At 60.4% G+C, this 16,225-nt stretch carries 14 protein-coding genes; 3 read left to right on the top strand and 11 right to left on the bottom strand.

All coding sequences use genetic code 11. The annotated features are described in order from the left end of the window. Window positions 1–35: 35 nt before the first annotated feature. From MGEO_RS05940 to MGEO_RS05930, 3 genes are all read left to right on the top strand, one after another. The gene (locus MGEO_RS05940; protein WP_085635794.1) at window positions 36–1,643 is read left to right on the top strand and encodes a peptide chain release factor 3; all 1,608 of its coding nucleotides are present in this window, start codon (window positions 36–38) and stop codon (window positions 1,641–1,643) included. A gap of 82 nt (window positions 1,644–1,725) precedes the next feature. Further along, window positions 1,726–3,480 (top strand): glycosyltransferase family 2 protein, encoded by a 1,755-nt coding sequence (locus MGEO_RS05935; protein ID WP_085635793.1) that lies wholly within the window; start codon window positions 1,726–1,728, stop codon window positions 3,478–3,480. 226 nt (window positions 3,481–3,706) lie between these two features. After that, window positions 3,707–5,185 (top strand): DEAD/DEAH box helicase, encoded by a 1,479-nt coding sequence (locus MGEO_RS05930; protein WP_085635792.1) that lies wholly within the window; start codon window positions 3,707–3,709, stop codon window positions 5,183–5,185. Between the two features lie 48 nt (window positions 5,186–5,233). Here the strand turns inward: MGEO_RS05930 and gph are convergent, their stop codons facing one another. The 11 genes from gph to nuoI all read right to left on the bottom strand — a co-directional run bounded on the left by gph (window position 5,234) and on the right by nuoI (window position 16,220). Beyond that, window positions 5,234–5,890 (bottom strand): phosphoglycolate phosphatase, encoded by a 657-nt coding sequence (gph, locus tag MGEO_RS05925; protein ID WP_085635791.1) that lies wholly within the window; start codon window positions 5,888–5,890, stop codon window positions 5,234–5,236. After that, window positions 5,887–7,554 (bottom strand): ribonuclease J, encoded by a 1,668-nt coding sequence (locus MGEO_RS05920; RefSeq protein ID WP_085635790.1) that lies wholly within the window; start codon window positions 7,552–7,554, stop codon window positions 5,887–5,889. Before MGEO_RS05920 ends, gph begins: the two co-directional genes overlap by 4 nt. A 3-nt stretch (window positions 7,555–7,557) precedes the next feature. Continuing rightward, a complete protein-coding gene (locus tag MGEO_RS05915; protein WP_085635789.1) occupies window positions 7,558–8,331 on the bottom strand; it encodes a type III pantothenate kinase in 774 nt (257 codons plus the stop codon). 11 nt (window positions 8,332–8,342) lie between these two features. Then, complete coding sequence (locus tag MGEO_RS05910) at window positions 8,343–9,077, bottom strand: biotin--[acetyl-CoA-carboxylase] ligase (RefSeq protein ID WP_233139687.1); 735 nt, start codon at window positions 9,075–9,077, stop codon at window positions 8,343–8,345. A gap of 125 nt (window positions 9,078–9,202) precedes the next feature. Next, window positions 9,203–10,645: an NADH-quinone oxidoreductase subunit NuoN gene (nuoN, locus tag MGEO_RS05905; protein ID WP_085635787.1), complete on the bottom strand. Its 1,443-nt coding sequence runs from the start codon at window positions 10,643–10,645 to the stop codon at window positions 9,203–9,205. A 12-nt stretch (window positions 10,646–10,657) separates the two neighbouring features. After that, the gene (locus MGEO_RS05900; protein WP_085635786.1) at window positions 10,658–12,202 is read right to left on the bottom strand and encodes an NADH-quinone oxidoreductase subunit M; all 1,545 of its coding nucleotides are present in this window, start codon (window positions 12,200–12,202) and stop codon (window positions 10,658–10,660) included. Then, window positions 12,202–14,337 (bottom strand): NADH-quinone oxidoreductase subunit L, encoded by a 2,136-nt coding sequence (gene nuoL, locus MGEO_RS05895; RefSeq protein WP_085635785.1) that lies wholly within the window; start codon window positions 14,335–14,337, stop codon window positions 12,202–12,204. Before nuoL ends, MGEO_RS05900 begins: the two co-directional genes overlap by 1 nt. Window positions 14,338–14,342: 5 nt before the next feature. Then, window positions 14,343–14,648 (bottom strand): NADH-quinone oxidoreductase subunit NuoK, encoded by a 306-nt coding sequence (nuoK, locus tag MGEO_RS05890; RefSeq protein WP_072777106.1) that lies wholly within the window; start codon window positions 14,646–14,648, stop codon window positions 14,343–14,345. Between the two features lie 71 nt (window positions 14,649–14,719). Beyond that, window positions 14,720–15,322: an NADH-quinone oxidoreductase subunit J gene (locus MGEO_RS05885; RefSeq protein ID WP_085635784.1), complete on the bottom strand. Its 603-nt coding sequence runs from the start codon at window positions 15,320–15,322 to the stop codon at window positions 14,720–14,722. Further along, window positions 15,319–15,729 carry a carboxymuconolactone decarboxylase family protein gene (locus MGEO_RS05880; protein WP_085635783.1) on the bottom strand — a complete coding sequence of 137 codons (411 nt, stop codon included), beginning with the start codon at window positions 15,727–15,729 and terminating at the stop codon, window positions 15,319–15,321. The genes MGEO_RS05885 and MGEO_RS05880 overlap by 4 nt, the downstream gene beginning before the upstream one ends. Continuing rightward, entirely contained in the window at window positions 15,726–16,220 is a 495-nt protein-coding gene (gene nuoI / locus MGEO_RS05875) for an NADH-quinone oxidoreductase subunit NuoI (protein ID WP_085635782.1), read from the bottom strand. The genes MGEO_RS05880 and nuoI overlap by 4 nt, the downstream gene beginning before the upstream one ends. Between the last annotated feature and the right edge of the window lie 5 nt (window positions 16,221–16,225).

The following is a 16,225-nucleotide window of genomic DNA, read 5'->3' as shown; positions in this document are numbered from 1 at the left end:
GGACAAGGCTTCGCGCTGCACCTATATGCGCGGCCATGCTGGACACCGTTTCAAATCGCCCTGAATTGCCCCCGGAAATTGCACGGAGGCGCACCTTTGCCATCATCTCGCATCCGGATGCGGGCAAGACCACGCTGACCGAAAAGTTCCTGCTCTACGGCGGCGCGATCCAGATGGCCGGACAGGTGCGTGCCAAGGGTGAAGCGCGCCGTACGCGGTCGGATTTCATGAAGATGGAACAGGATCGGGGTATCTCGGTCTCGGCCTCGGCCATGTCCTTCGATTTCAAGAACTACCGGTTCAATCTGGTCGACACACCGGGCCACTCGGACTTTTCCGAAGACACCTACCGCACGCTGACGGCGGTGGATGCGGCCGTGATGGTGATTGACGGCGCGAAGGGTGTGGAAAGCCAGACGCAAAAGCTGTTCGAAGTGTGCCGTCTGCGCGATCTGCCGATCCTGACCTTCTGCAACAAGATGGATCGGGAAAGCCGTGATACATTTGATATCATTGACGAAATTCAGGAAAACCTCGCCATCGACGTGACGCCGGCAAGCTGGCCCATCGGCATGGGTCGGGATTTCCTTGGCTGTTACGATCTTCTGCGCGACCGGCTTGAGTTGATGGACCGCGCAGACCGCAACAAGGTTGCGGAAAGCATCGAAATCAACGGGCTGGATGACCCCAAGCTGGCCGAACACGTCCCGGCCGCGCTTCTTGAACAGTTGCGCGAAGAAGTCGAGATGGCGCGCGAACTGCTGCCAGCACTCGATCCTCAGGCCGTGCTCGAGGGGCATATGACCCCGATCTGGTTCGGCTCGGCCATCAACTCGTTTGGCGTCAAGGAACTGATGAATGGCATCGGCACCTATGGCCCGGAACCGCAGCCGCAATCAGCGTCACCAAGGCAGATTTCCCCCGAAGAAACAAAGGTTTCCGGGTTTGTCTTCAAAGTGCAGGCCAATATGGACCCCAAACACCGAGACCGCGTGGCGTTTGTGCGTCTGGCATCCGGGCACTTCAACCGTGGTATGAAGCTGACCCATGTCCGGTCGAAAAAGCCGATGTCGATCACGAACCCGGTGCTTTTCCTCGCCTCCGACCGCGAATTGGCGGAAGAGGCCTGGGCAGGTGATATCATCGGCATCCCGAACCACGGACAATTGCGGATCGGAGACACCCTGACCGAAGGCGAGGCGCTCAAGGTGACGGGTATCCCGTCCTTTGCGCCGGAACTGCTTCAGACCGTGCGTGCGGGAGATCCGCTTAAGGCGAAACACCTCGAAAAAGCGCTGATGCAGTTTGCCGAGGAAGGCGCGGCCAAAGTGTTCAAGCCGATGATCGGGTCCGGTTTCATCGTCGGCGTCGTCGGCGCGCTGCAATTCGAAGTGCTGGGCAGCCGGATCGAGTTGGAATACGGCCTGCCCGTGCGCTTCGAGGCGTCGCAATTCACATCGGCCCGTTGGGTGCATGGCAACAAAGCCGCTGTGGACAAACTGGTCAACGCCAACAAGCAGCATATGGCGGAAGACAATGACGGCGACATGGTCTACCTGACCCGCCTTCAATGGGATATTGACCGCGTCATTCGGGACTACCCCGATGTGACACTGTCCGCGACCAAGGAAATGATGGTGTAAGACAGGCCCACCGCAGAGGGCTTGTCAGCAACGCATGAAATGCCGTGTTGATCGTCTGGCGGCAACACGGCACTCTGCGCGCATGAGCAGTGAAACCAAGCCGCATAATCCCGCCTATCCGAGGGGGATGATTGGCATACTCGAGCAGATGAACGCACGTCGCGATCCGCTTGGCTTTGCCAAGGACGAAGCATTGCCGCCGCTCGACTGCGATCTCGATGCGCTGTCGAAAACCAAAGTTGCCGTTCCTGACGCTGAGACCAAATCCCGCTCGGAAAACAGCCGCAAGAGTTGGGAAATTGCAAATGAACTCAAGGGACAAAACGGCCTTCTTCATCTGAACGCTCTGCTTATTGCGCATCTGCGCAAACGCAGTCAGCCCAAGCATACCGCCGATCTTTTCATTCGCTTGTGGACGGAACACGCTGATCTCTTGGTCGAGGAAATGGACCTCCGCTGGAAAGTCTCCAGTTTGACCACGTTTGGCGATCACGGCAAAACGCATGAACAACGCAGCGCAGGCCTCGGACTTTCCACACTTTTCGGTGCGATGAAGCTCTATGAGAGCGAACGTCTCTATTCCGAGCGGGAACCCGATCGCCCCTTCACGCTCGATGGTCGCGCGTCCGGCCCGCTGGCGCTCGATATGAATGCCTTTACGCTCGTCGATGGCGGTTTGGACGCCAACATGATCGGGCGGTTGTGGGAAGAAGCCGACAAAGACCCAGTCATCCGGCCACTGGCCCATGACATGCTGCAACGACTGATCGATGATCCACGCACCGTGTTTCGGCGCCTCCACCGACTGCGCGCACGCAAGTTGCGCCGGAAGGAACAGACGGACCCTGACAGCGGCGATGCGGGCATTGTTGTCCCCGTCCCCAAGCCTGCCCGGGCAACGCCAAAATGGGGTGTCGTCTGCACCACAAATGCGCCAGTTCACGAGATCGCCCGCTTCGTGGCACATCACCTCGAAATCGGAGCAAGCCGCATCTACCTCTACCTCGACGCGCCTGACGACAGCGCCCAGGAGTTGCTTTCGGACCATCCCAAAGTCGACCTAACACTGTGCGATGCCGAATATTGGCAATCGGTCGGCAAAGACCGCCCGGACGCTCACCAACTGCGGCAGACATTCAATGCGACACGGGCATTGCGGCTTGCGGCCGACGATCTGGACTGGCTGGGACATATCGACACCGACGAATTCATTCTGAGCGAGAGGAAGCTCTCGACTGCTCTGAAATCGGTTCCTGCCGACATGGCCGGCGCCCGCCTTTTCCCGGCTGAGGCTCTTGCCAGCACCAGTTCTGACAAGACGCCAAAGCACTTCAAGCTGCGCACGACCTCGGATGGCGTTCCATCCGAAGCGATCACCGAGATCTACCCTACCTTCGGATCCTACGTGCGCGGCGGCTTCCTGAGCCACCTGGCCGGCAAAGTCTTTGCCCGCACGGGTCTGGGCGATCTGCGCCTCGCCATTCACCGACTGCGGGTCAAGGGCGAAGATGTGCTGAACACGGCCATTCTGGACGATGTGTTTATCGGCCATCTTCACGCCCCCGACTGGGACAGCTTCGTCGGTAAGCTCGAATTTCGGCAAAACAAGGGATCCTACCGGATCAAGTCCGACGACGAGCTCAAGTCCATCGGACGCCTGTTGCAGTATCTCAAGGACGAGGAAGGCGAAGCCGGGCTGCGCGCCTTTTTCGAGGAACTGTGTCTCGACAGTGCCGATCTGCGCAAAAGGCTGAAGGCGCATGATCTTCTGCTCACACCCCGGTTCGACCCGGACGCAGCCGTGCAGCGCGTGTTCGGACGAAAGATCGCGCCCTAGACTGCGGAAACAATACTCGATCCATCAGTATTATTGTTGCCGGTCCGACACCATATGTGCCCTCACAGACGCGTATCCGCGCAGTCCGCCGCCTGCAGATTGACCCCACAGCCATTGAGGAGTAAACACGCGCGCAGATCGAGACTGTGGATAACCACAACAGGGCCATACGGGCCGGATCGCAACAGACGCACGGGCGCAGTCAGTCCGTGAATAACGGATACACATGACAAAATTCTCTGAGTTGAACCTCAACCCGAAAGTCCTGAAAGCTATTGAAGAGGCGGGATACGACACGCCTACCCCCATTCAGGCAGGCGCCATTCCCCCGGCACTCGAAGGACGCGATGTCCTTGGCATCGCCCAGACCGGAACAGGCAAGACAGCAAGCTTTACGCTTCCCATGATCACGCTTCTGGCTCGTGGCCGCGCCCGCGCCCGGATGCCGCGCAGCCTTGTGCTCTGCCCGACCCGCGAATTGGCGGCACAGGTGGCCGAGAACTTCGACATCTACGCCAAGAACGTGAAGCTGACGAAAGCGCTGCTGATCGGTGGCGTGAGCTTCAAGGAACAGGACGCGCTGATCGACAAGGGTGTGGACGTTCTGATCGCCACGCCGGGCCGGCTGCTCGACCATTTCGAGCGCGGCAAGCTGTTGCTTACTGGCGTTCAGGTCATGGTGGTCGACGAGGCGGACCGTATGCTCGACATGGGGTTCATCCCCGATATCGAGCGCATTTTCTCGCTTACGCCCTTTACGCGGCAGACACTGTTCTTCTCGGCCACGATGGCACCCGAGATCGAACGCATCACAAACACCTTCCTGTCGGCCCCGGCGCGGATCGAAGTGGCCCGTCAGGCCACGGCCTCCGAGACCATCACGCAAGGCGTCGTGATGTTCAAAGCCTCGCGCCGCGACCGCGAAGGCACCGAAAAGCGTGCGCTTCTGCGCAAACTGATCGAACTGGAAGGCGATGCCTGTTCGAACGCGATCATCTTCTGCAACCGCAAGTCCGACGTGGATATCGTTGCGAAGTCGCTCAAGAAATACGGCTTTGACGCCGCGCCGATCCATGGCGATCTGGACCAATCGCAGCGGATGAAGACGCTGGACGGGTTCCGCGAAGGTACATTGCGGTTCCTCGTGGCCTCGGATGTGGCCGCGCGCGGGCTCGACGTGCCGGCGGTGAGCCATGTGTTCAACTTCGACGTCCCCAGCCATGCCGAGGATTACGTGCACCGCATCGGCCGTACCGGCCGCGCCGGGCGCAAAGGCAAGGCGATGATGATCTGCGGACCGAAGGACGAAAAGAACTTCGACGCGATCGAAAAGCTGATCCAGAAAGAAATCCCCCGCGTCGAGAACCCGCTGGGCCATGTCGAAACCGAAGCGACGACAGACGCATCGGACGAGAAAAAAGAGAACAAATCGCGCCGGTCGCGTGGCGGACGGGGTCGCTCCAAGTCCTCTGACAAGCCGCAGGAGACCAAGGTCGAAGCGCAGGAGCAGGTTCAGACAGAGGCCCCGAAAGAGACCTCAAAGCGTGACGACGACCAGAAGCCGGAGCAGGACCGATCCCGCAACCGCCGCAACGATCGCGGTGGGCGCAATGATCGTGGTGGGCGCGACAGCAATGTCGTGGGCATGGGCGATCACATGCCGTCCTTCATCGCGCTCAGCTTCGACGAACGCCGCGCAGGCTGATCAAAGGTCCGCGTTTCCGTCAATGGAAACGCGGCGCATCGCCCGGCTCTAGAGCGGGCGCAGAATCTCCCGACAAATTGACGGCAGGTCTTCGAACCGTTCAAAAGCCCGGTCATGCGGGATTTCTTCGATCGGTTTGGTTCGGATGCCTTCGGTGAAGAACGCAAACGCCACCCCTGCCCGCTGTGCGGTCTCTGCATCCACGTCGCTGTCTCCGACATACACACCCTGCGTGGCCTCCATCCGCTCGAATGCAAGACGCAGCGGGGCGGGATCGGGTTTGCGCACCGGCAGAGTATCTCCGGCAATGATCACGTCGAACCATTTGGCAAGATCAATCGCCTCCAGCACCGCCGCCAAGGGCCCGCCGGGTTTGTTGGTGCAGATGCCAAGTTTGTAGCCCTCGGCTTTCAAAGCTTGAATCACCTCAAGAACACGCGGGAACACAGTGGTCAGCCCAGTGCTGGCTTTGTAATGGGTGATGAATTCCACCATCAGCGCGTCATAGTCAGCCGCATCGAGCGCCGTTGCCGCGATCAGACGGTCGAGGAACACCCGCTCCCCCATCCCGACAAAGCTGCCAATCTGTTTTTGCGGCAACGGATCAAGCCCATGATCCGCCAACAGCGCATTTGCCGCCGCCGCGATGTCCGGCAGGCTGTCGATCAGCGTACCGTCCAGATCGAACACGACGCCCCGTGTCATGCGAGCCTGCTGATCACGACAGTGACTTCGGGTTTTTTGCCGATCTCATTCTGCGTGGTCTGACGGGCAATCCGGCGCAGCCCTTCTTCCAGCTTGTCGTCGTCGGTGATCGTCTTGTCCCCGGCCCGCCCGATGAATTGCGACAGGTCTTCTTCCAGCGCATCGACCAGCGGCGCATTGTTTCGGCCCATCTCGGGCAGGCCCATGATCTCGCACCACGGTTCGCCCAGCAGTTCGTCTTCCTCGTCCAGAATGACGGTGACGATCACGTGCCCGTTCAGCGCCATGCGGATACGATCGCGCACAATGCCGTCCAGCGCGCCGATCTTGACGGAGCCGTCCAGATAGGTGCGCCCGGTCTCTACATATTCGACCACGGTCGGCTCGTTTCCGCTGAGGTCCATCATCATGCCGTTGACGGCCAGCACACCCTTGCGGCCTGCCGCACCGGCCACTTTCACATGTTCGCGCAGATGGCGGTGTTCGCCGTGCATCGGTACCAACAGTTGCGGATTGACAAGCGCGTGCATGGTTTCCAGATCAGGGCGGTTTGCGTGACCGGACACGTGGTATTTGCCCGAACTGTCATCGACAACATCCACCCCCTGTTCGGAGAATGCGTTCATGATCTGGATGACACCGCGCTCATTGCCCGGAATGGTCTTCGACGAAAAGAGGAACAGATCGCCCTCGGCCATGGTCAGCCCCTGATACTTGCCACGGGCAAGCTGGGCCGAGGCGGCACGCCGCTCGCCCTGGCTTCCGGTGACGATCAGCATCAGGTTCTCACGCGGAATCTGCGTCGCCTCCTCCGGGCTGACCACTGTCGGGAAATCCGCCAACACGCCGGTCTTGATCGAGGCCTCGATCATCCGCCGCATCGCGCGCCCCAACAGACAGACAGACCGCCCGGCCCGCACCGCCGCTTCGGCCAGTGTCTTCACCCGTGCCACATTGGAGGCAAAGGTGGTTGCCACCACCATACCGGTGGCCTCTCGCACCAGCGTTTCGATTTCGGGGCCCACTGTTGCTTCGGACCGGCCAGCATGCCCCGAGAAGACGTTGGTGGAATCGCAGATCAACGCTTTGACGCCGGGTTTGCCAACCTCTTCCCAGAGGGCTCGGTCGAACGGTTCACCCACAACGGGGGTTTCGTCGATTTTGAAATCGCCGGAATGAACCACCCGCCCCTTGGGCGTGTCGATGACCAGACCCGAACTTTCCGGGATGGAATGCGAAATCGGCACGAACCCGATTTTGAACGGCCCCACCTCTACCGTTTCCGGCCAGGGCGACACGGTGCGCACGATTTCCGGCGACAGTCCCGCATCCTCCATTTTCAACCGGGCGATATGAGCGGTGAAGGCCCGCGCATAGACCGGCGCACCAAGCTCTTCCCAGCAATGACCAATCGCGCCGACATGGTCCTCATGCGCATGGGTGATGAAAATCGCGTCCAGCCGGTTGCGCCGTTCCTTCAGCCAACTGATGTCCGGCAGGATCAGATCCACCCCCGGCGTTCCGTCCATATCCGGGAAGGTAACGCCCAAATCGACAAGGATCAGCCGCTCTTCCCCCGGTTTGCCGTAGCCATAGACGTAGGCATTCATGCCAATTTCGCCGGCCCCGCCAAGAGGCAGGTAGATGATCCGTTCACCGCTCATGATTTATCCGTTTTCTTTGTTATAGGCGTGGATGACCGTCAGACCGTGCATGGTGAGATCATCCTCAATCGTGTCAAATAGCAGCTCACCCTGTGCGAACAAGGGCGCGAGCCCGCCAGTGCCGATAACCTTCATCGGCTTGCCGTATTCTGCCTTGATCCGGTCGGTGATCCCTTGGATCAGCCCGACATAGCCCCAGAACACACCCGACTGGATACAGGCCACCGTGTTGGTACCGATCACCCGCTCCGGCTGCGAAATGTCCACATGCGGCAGCGCGGCAGCACCTTGATGGAGTGCTTCGAGGCTCAGGTTGACCCCCGGTGCGATCACGCCACCGACATAGGCGCCATCCTCGGCCACCACATCGAAATTGGTCGCCGTGCCGAAATCGACCACAACACAATCGCCGCCGTGGCGATTGAATGCGCCTGCCGCATTGGCGAGACGGTCCGGCCCCACGCCGGTGCCGACATCGACCCGAGGAGGGTGTGGCAGCTTGCATTCCGGCTTGCCCACGACGATCGGACGAACGCCAAAGAACCGGTCCGAGAACACCCGCAGGTTCCAGACCACCCGTGGTACCGTGGACGAGATGATCACATCCGTGATGTTGGGGTCGATCCTGTAATGCGCAATCAGCGTTGAAAACCATGTGAAATAGGCATCCGCCGTACGCCCATGATGGGTCGACGTGCGCAGGGTGCACAGGAAACGCTCCCCGTCCCAGATCGAGAACACGGTGTTGGTATTGCCGCAGTCGATACACAGAAGCATGGCCCTGCCCCTCAGAAGAAGATATCCGCCGCCGCAATGGCTTGGCGGCCTGATGCGGTGTTTAGGACGATCCGCCCCTCGGCGTCCACCGTCTCGAAGCTGCCCGTCACTTCACGATCCCCCATCCGCGCCGTAACAACCTCGCCAAGCCGCGCCGCGCGCGTAAGCCAGGCCTCTCGGATCGGCGCGAAGCCGTAGGTGGCGAATTGCGCTTCGTGCCGGGCATAGGCTTCAGCGAGAATGTCGAGAAAAACCTCCGGCCCAACCTCGACGCCCAGAGCAGACAGGACAGAGACCGGCGCGACTGCGCGCTCTTCCACCTCGGAAGACGCTGGCGCCGCGATCAGATTGACCCCGATTCCGATTGCCAGATGCGCCCCGATGCTCTCCAGCAGGATACCGGCGACCTTGCCCCCGGTCAGCAGCACATCGTTCGGCCACTTGAGCGTCAACCCGTCAACCCTGCCCGACACCGCGACAAGCGCATCGAACAGCGCCAGCGCGGCCACGAAACTGCGCAAAGCGCGTTTCTCGGACGCGTCAGACGTTGGCAACACCAAAGTGGCGGCGAAATTCCCTTCCGGGTTCACCCAGGCACGCCCGCGCCGCCCCCGTGCTGCCGTCTGGCGCAGCGCACAGATCCAGGTCGGCCCCGCCAGACCCTTGGCCTGCCGTGCGGCCTCGGCCATGGTGCTGTCCACTTCGGTAAGCACCTGCCGCCCATATCCCATCGGCCACTCAGACAAAACGACAGGCTCCTTCATCTTGCCGGATAAACTCCCGCCGGAGGCATCGCGCCCCGCGCAGCTGGGTGCACAAAACAAAGCGACGCGCCATTGGCGCGTCACGATGTTTCAACGGTGTGGACCGCTTAGTTGACAAGGGTCGCCGCCGCGGCTGCTGCTGCCCCTTCGATGCCGAAGAGGTTGACGACACCAACCACCATGATGATGGCGCTTGCCATGAGCATCCCCCAGAGAACCGGGGACCGGCTCTTGTCCAGCGCGTCGTCCCGCTCCTGCCCGAAATACATGTAGAAGACGATCCGCAGGTAGTAGAACGCACCGATCACCGACGCGATCACACCGGCGATCGCCAGCCATGCCAGACCAGCCTCATAGGCGGCGCGCAGCACGTAGAGTTTGCCGAAGAAGCCGACCAACGGCGGCACACCTGCGAGCGAGAAGAGCAGCACCAGCATCGCCAGCGCCTTGCCCGGTTCACGCTTGGAATACATGTTCAGGGACGCGATGTTCGACACGGGCTGACCATCGCGGCTCATCGACAGGATGAAGGCGAATGTGCCGACGTTCATCGTTACGTAGATCGCCATGTAGATCAGCATCGCCTGCACGCCGAACGCAGTCCCCGCTGCGAGCCCCATCAGGGCATAGCCCATATGCGCGATCGACGAGAACGCCATAAGACGTTTGATGTCGGTCTGGCCGATGGCCGCGATGGCGCCAAGGAACATCGACAGCACGGACAGGAGTGCGATCACCTGGCTCCAGTCGCTGACGGCGGCGCCGAATGCGTCGTGCATCACGCGGGCGAACAGGCCCATCGCCGCCACTTTCGGCGCGGTGGCGAAGAACGCGGTCACCGGAGTGGGCGATCCTTCGTAAACGTCCGGCGTCCACATGTGAAACGGCACGGCCGAGACCTTGAACGCGAGGCCCGAGATCAGGAACACAAGACCGAAAAGCAGGCCCAGCGACAGGTCGCCGTGCACCGCCGTCTGGATGATGCCCGAGAAAAGCGTGGTGCCGGCATAGCCATAAACCAGCGACGTACCGTAGAGCAGCAGACCCGAGGACAGCGCGCCCAGCACGAAGTACTTCAGACCCGCTTCGGTCGATTTCAGGCTATCACGGCGCAGCGAGGCCACCACGTAAAGCGACAGCGACTGCAACTCGAGGCCCATATAGAGCGCCATCAGGTCGCCAGCGGACACCATCATCATCATGCCGACCACGGCCAGCGCGATCAGCAGCGGATATTCGAACCGCAACAGACCGCGGCGGGTCATGTAGGCTTCGGACATCAGCAGAACGGCGGCAGCCGAGACAAGGATCACGATCTTGGCGAAGCGCGCGAACCCGTCATCGACGAACATGCCGTTGAAGGCGACATTGGTCCCTGCCCCGTTCAGCCCGATCCACACCGCGATGGCGAGGAAGAGACCGCTTGTCGCCCAGACCAGCAGCGACGCAGCCCCGTCCTTTACGGTATAGACCGCGCCAAGAAGCGCCAGCATCGCATAGATGGCCAGGATGATTTCGGGAAGGATGATACTCAGATCAGCCGAGAGCATAGCCTCGCCCCCTTAATGGTTCACGGCGACTTGCGTGGCGGTTTCCGCCGCAGCAAGTGCAGTTTGGTAATTGGTCACAAGCGCCTCCACCGACGGCCCGATCGTGTCGAGGATCGGGGCCGGATAGACACCAAAGAGGATCGTCGCGATCACCAGCGGGGCAAAGATTGCCCGCTCGCGGCGTGTCATGTCGGTGATGGTCTTGAGGCTTTCCTTGATCAGGTCGCCCATCACCACCCGGCGATAGAGCCAGAGCGCATAGGCGGCCGACAGGATCACACCAGATGTGGCCACCGCCGCAATCCATGTGTTGACCTGGAAGATGCCCATCAGCGTCAGGAATTCCCCGATGAAGCCCGAGGTACCCGGCAGGCCGACATTGGCCATGGTGAAGAGCATGAAGATCAGCGCATAGGCCGGCATCCGGTTCACCAGACCGCCATAGGCGTCGATGTCACGGGTGTGCATCCGGTCATAGATCACGCCGACGCACAGGAAGAGCGCGCCCGAGATGAAGCCGTGGCTGATCATCTGGAAGATCGCGCCGTCGATCCCCTGCTGGTTGCCCGCGAAGATGCCCATGGTCACATAGCCCATGTGGGCGACCGACGAATAGGCGATCAGCTTTTTCATGTCTTCCTGCACCAGCGCCACCAGCGAGGTGTACACGATGGCGATGGCGGACATCCAAAGCACCAGCGGCGTCAGCACGTCTGCCCCCACCGGGAACATCGGCAGGCTGAACCGCAGGAAGCCGTAGCCACCCATCTTCAGCAGGATCGCCGCCAGAACAACCGAACCTGCGGTCGGCGCCTGAACGTGCGCGTCGGGCAACCAGGTGTGCACCGGCCACATCGGCATCTTCACCGCAAAAGAGGCGAAGAAGGCAAGGAACAGCAGTGTCTGCATACCGCCGACGATATGAACACCCAGAACGCTGAAGGTCTCGGACCCGAACTGGTGTGTCAGCAGCTGCTCGATATCGGTTGTGCCCGCATCGGCGAACATTCCGACCATCGCGACCAGCATGAGAACCGAGCCGAGGAAGGTGTAGAGGAAGAACTTGAAGGACGCATAGATGCGGTTCTTACCGCCCCAGATGCCGATGATGAGGAACATCGGAATGAGGCCCGCTTCGAAGAAGAGGTAGAACAGCACCAGGTCCAGCGCCATGAACACGCCAAGCATCAGCGTTTCCAGAAGCAGGAACGCGATCATGTATTCCTTGACGCGGTGGCTCACATCCCAGCTCGCCGCAATGACCAGCGGCATCATGAAGGTGGTCAGCATCACGAAGAGAACCGAGATGCCGTCCACACCCATCTTGTACTGAAGGCCAAGCAGCCACTCACCCTGCTCCACCATCTGGAAGCCAGTGTTCTGAGAGTCGAACTGCGCCAGAATGAACAGCGAGATCAGGAAGGTGGCCGATGTCGCGATCAGCGACAGCCACTTTGCGTTCCGGCTCGCCGCTTCATCCTCGCCCCGGAGGAAGACCAGCAGGATCAGCGCTGCCAGCGCGGGCAGGAACGTGACAATGGAAAGAAGGTTATCCATCAGTGTGCTCCTCCGCTCAGCGTCATCCAGGTGATAAGGGCTGCAATGCCGATCACCATGAAGAAGGCATATGTGAAGATGTATCCGGACTGTGCCTTACCAGCGAGGCGCGTCAGCATCGGGATGAAACCCATGGCCACGCCGTTGATCGACCCGTCGATGACATTGCCATCGCCACGCTTCCACAACAGACGCCCCAGCGCCTTTGCGGGTTGTACGAAGAGGAAGTCGTAAATCTCGTCGAAATACCACTTATTCAGAAGGAAGAGGTACAGCGGACGCTGGCTCTCGGCCAGACGCTTGGGCAGCTTCGGGTTCACGATATAGAACCAGTAAGCGGTACCCAGACCCAACAGCATCGCGATGAACGGGCTAACCTTGACCCATTTCGGAACTTCATGCGCCTCGTTCAGGATGTCGTTGTCGGGACCCACATAGATGGCACCCTCGCCCGGCTGACCTGCAAAGACATAGTGGTGCTCACCACCCTTGGCTTCTTCACCATGAGCTGCGTCTTCACCATGACCCGCATCAGCCGCCTCACCATGTGCGGCCTCTTCGCCGTGGCCGTCACCTTCGGCAGAGTGTTCACCCGCCTCGGCATAGGGCACGCCGAAGAACTTGGCGACGCTGTCCGTGTGACCGAAGAAGCTGTTGTACCAGATGGCACCAGCAAAGACCGCGCCGAGGCTCAGCACTCCGAGCGGGATCAGCATGACCATCGGGCTTTCATGCGCGTGTTCATGCGTGTGCTTGTCGCCGCGCGGCTTGCCGTAGAACGTCAGGAACATCAGACGCCAGGAATAGAAACTGGTGAACAGTGCCGCGATGACCAGCATCCAGAAGGCATAGCCCATCGGGCCAGCGGCATAGGCGCTTTCGATCACCGCGTCCTTTGAGGCAAAGCCAGCAAAGCCGATCCAGCCGGTCAGCGGGATACCAACACCGGTGATTGCCAGAGTGCCGATCATCATCGCGCCAAAGGTATAGGGGATCTTCTTCCGCAGGCCGCCATAGCTCCGCATGTCCTGCTCGTGGTGCATCGCATGGATGACCGAACCGGCGCCAAGGAACAGCATTGCCTTGAAGAACGCGTGTGTGAAGAGATGGAACATCGCCACCGAGTAGACACCGACGCCCGCGGCCACGAACATGTAGCCCAACTGCGAACAGGTCGAATACGCGATCACGCGCTTGATGTCGTTCTGCACGAGGCCGACCGTGGCCGCGAAGAACGCGGTGGTCGCACCAAGGAAGACGATGAAGGACTGCGCTTCGGGCGCGAATTCCATCAGCGGCGACATGCGGCAGACAAGGTAAACGCCTGCGGTCACCATGGTTGCCGCGTGGATCAGAGCTGACACCGGGGTCGGACCTTCCATCGCGTCCGGCAACCACGTGTGCAGGATCAGCTGCGCCGATTTCCCCATCGCCCCGATGAACAGAAGGAAGGCGATCAGGTTGGCCGCGTTCCATTCGATCCAGAGGAAGGTCAGCTGCGTTTCTGCCAGCGTCGGCGCGGCTGCGAAGATGTCATCAAAGCGGATGCTGTCCACGAGGAAGAACAGCGCAAAGATGCCCAGTGCGAAGCCGAAGTCGCCCACACGGTTGACCACGAAGGCCTTGATGGCTGCGGCGTTGGCGGACGGCTTGCGATAGTAGAAGCCGATCAGCAGGTAGGACGCGACGCCCACGCCTTCCCAGCCAAAGAACATCTGAACAAGGTTGTCCGATGTCACCAGCATGAGCATGGCGAAGGTGAAGAACGACAGGTAGGCAAAGAAGCGCGGCTTATAGCTTTCGCCTTCTTTCCACTGCGGGTCGTGATCCATGTAGCCGAAGGAATACAGGTGCACGAGCGCCGAAACCGTGGTCACGACGATCAGCATCGTCGCGGTCAGGCGGTCCAGACGGATCGCCCATTCGGTGCTGAGCGTGCCGGATTCGATCCAGCGCAGGATGTTGATGGTCTCGGTGACGCCGTCTTGGCTCAGGAAGACGATCCAGGAGAGCGCACAGGCGAAGAACAAAAGGCCCGTGGCGATCCATTGCGCGGCGGTCTCACCGATGAACTTCCAGCCAAAGCCACACAGAATGGCACCGACCAGCGGGGAAAACAGGATAAGCGTTTCCATGATCGTCAGCCCTTCATCACGTTGACGTCTTCAACCGCGATGGAGCCACGGTTGCGGAAGAAACAGACGAGGATGGCAAGGCCAATCGCGGCTTCGGCGGCGGCGACGGTGAGAACGAACAAGGTGAACACCTGCCCCACCAGATCGCCAAGGAAGCTCGAGAACGCGACAAGGTTGATGTTCACCGCCAACAGCATCAGTTCGATGCTCATCAGCAGGATGATCACGTTCTTGCGGTTCAGGAACAGTCCGAAAATCCCGATCACGAACAGCACCGCTGCCACTGTCAGGTAATGCTCAAGTCCTATCATCACGTCCCTCCGGGGTGTGCCCCGTCGTTTTCTTTGTCAAAGCGCCCCAATTGGATCGGGGCTGCGAATCTTTACAGGCCCTGTCCGGGCTTCACGTCTTTCAGTTCCATCGCCTTGGCCGGATCGCGGTACATCTGCGCCAGCACGTTCTGGCGCTTGATGTCCGAGCGGTGCCGCAGCGTGAGGACAATCGCGCCGATCATGGCGACCAGCAGGATCAGCCCGGCAAGCTGGAAGAGCAGGAAATACTGGTCATACAGGATCAGGCCCAAGGCTTCGGTATTGTGCCGGTCGACCGGCATCACCTGGGCGCGCAGCCCTTCGGCTGCCGCGTTGCTTTCCCACGCGCCGAAGGCCAGCGCGAATTGCATCAGGATGACCACGCCGATAAGCAGCGCCAGCGGCATGTAGCGGGCCATTTCAGCCTTCAGTTCCGAGAAATCCACGTCGAGCATCATCACGACGAAGAGGAACAGAACCGCCACTGCGCCCACGTAGACGATCACCAGAAGCATCGCCACGAATTCCGCGCCCAGAAGCACGAACAGGCCCGCCGAGGACAGGAAGGCGAGGATCAGCCACAGGACCGAATGCACCGGGTTGCGGCTCACCACCGTGAACAGACCGCCCGCGATCACCGACAGGGCAAAGAGGTAGAAGGCAAAGACAGTCATGTCTCGTCATCCTTTTTCTCGTCTTCCATCACCTCGCGCGCAAGTTCCATGGCGCGGGTCATGGCAGGGATACCGGCGAACATCGACATCTGGGCGATGGTCTCGGCAATTTCGTCTTTCGTGGCACCGGCCTCAGTCGCGTGGCGCACGGTCATGCGGAACGGCGTTTCCGCCTGCGCGCCCTGCATGGTCATGCCTGCGAGGGTCAGCAGCAGCCGCGTCTTGGCGTCCAGACCGTCCTTGCTGATGCCCTTGCCGAACCACATCTCCATGGCGTCCTTCGGCATGGTCGGCCACAGCTTTTCGAACCCCTTGGGGTCGAACGACGAGAGCGCAGGATTGAAGGCACGCGCCATCTCCTGCGCCTGCTGCATCATCAACTCGAAAGGGGTTTTCGTATCGCTCATCGGTACGGCGCATCCAGTTCGAGGTTGCGCGCGATCTCGGCTTCCCAGCGTTCGCCGTTGTCCAAGAGCTTGGCCTTGTCGTAGTAAAGCTCTTCGCGGGTCTCGGTCGAAAACTCGAAGTTCGGACCTTCGACAATTGCATCCACCGGGCAGGCTTCCTGGCAGAAGCCGCAGTAGATGCACTTGGTCATGTCGATGTCATAGCGCGTGGTGCGGCGCGAGCCGTCGTCGCGGGGTTCCGCGTCGATGGTGATCGCCTGCGCCGGGCAGATCGCCTCGCACAGTTTGCAGGCGATGCAGCGCTCTTCACCGTTCGGGTAGCGGCGCAGCGCATGTTCACCGCGGAAGCGCGGGGACAGCGGGCCTTTTTCGTGCGGGTAGTTCACGGTTGCCTTGGGCGCAAAGAAGTACTTGAAGCCCAGTTTCATGCCGACCCAGAAATCCTGAAGAAGGAAGTACTTGGCAGCGCGTCCGTAGTCGATATTCGCCATCTTGA

Origin of the sequence: Marivita geojedonensis (assembly GCF_002115805.1) — a bacterium.
Taxonomy (GTDB): Bacteria; Pseudomonadota; Alphaproteobacteria; order Rhodobacterales; family Rhodobacteraceae; genus Marivita; species Marivita geojedonensis.
This window is presented reverse-complemented; position numbering and strand designations above follow the sequence as displayed.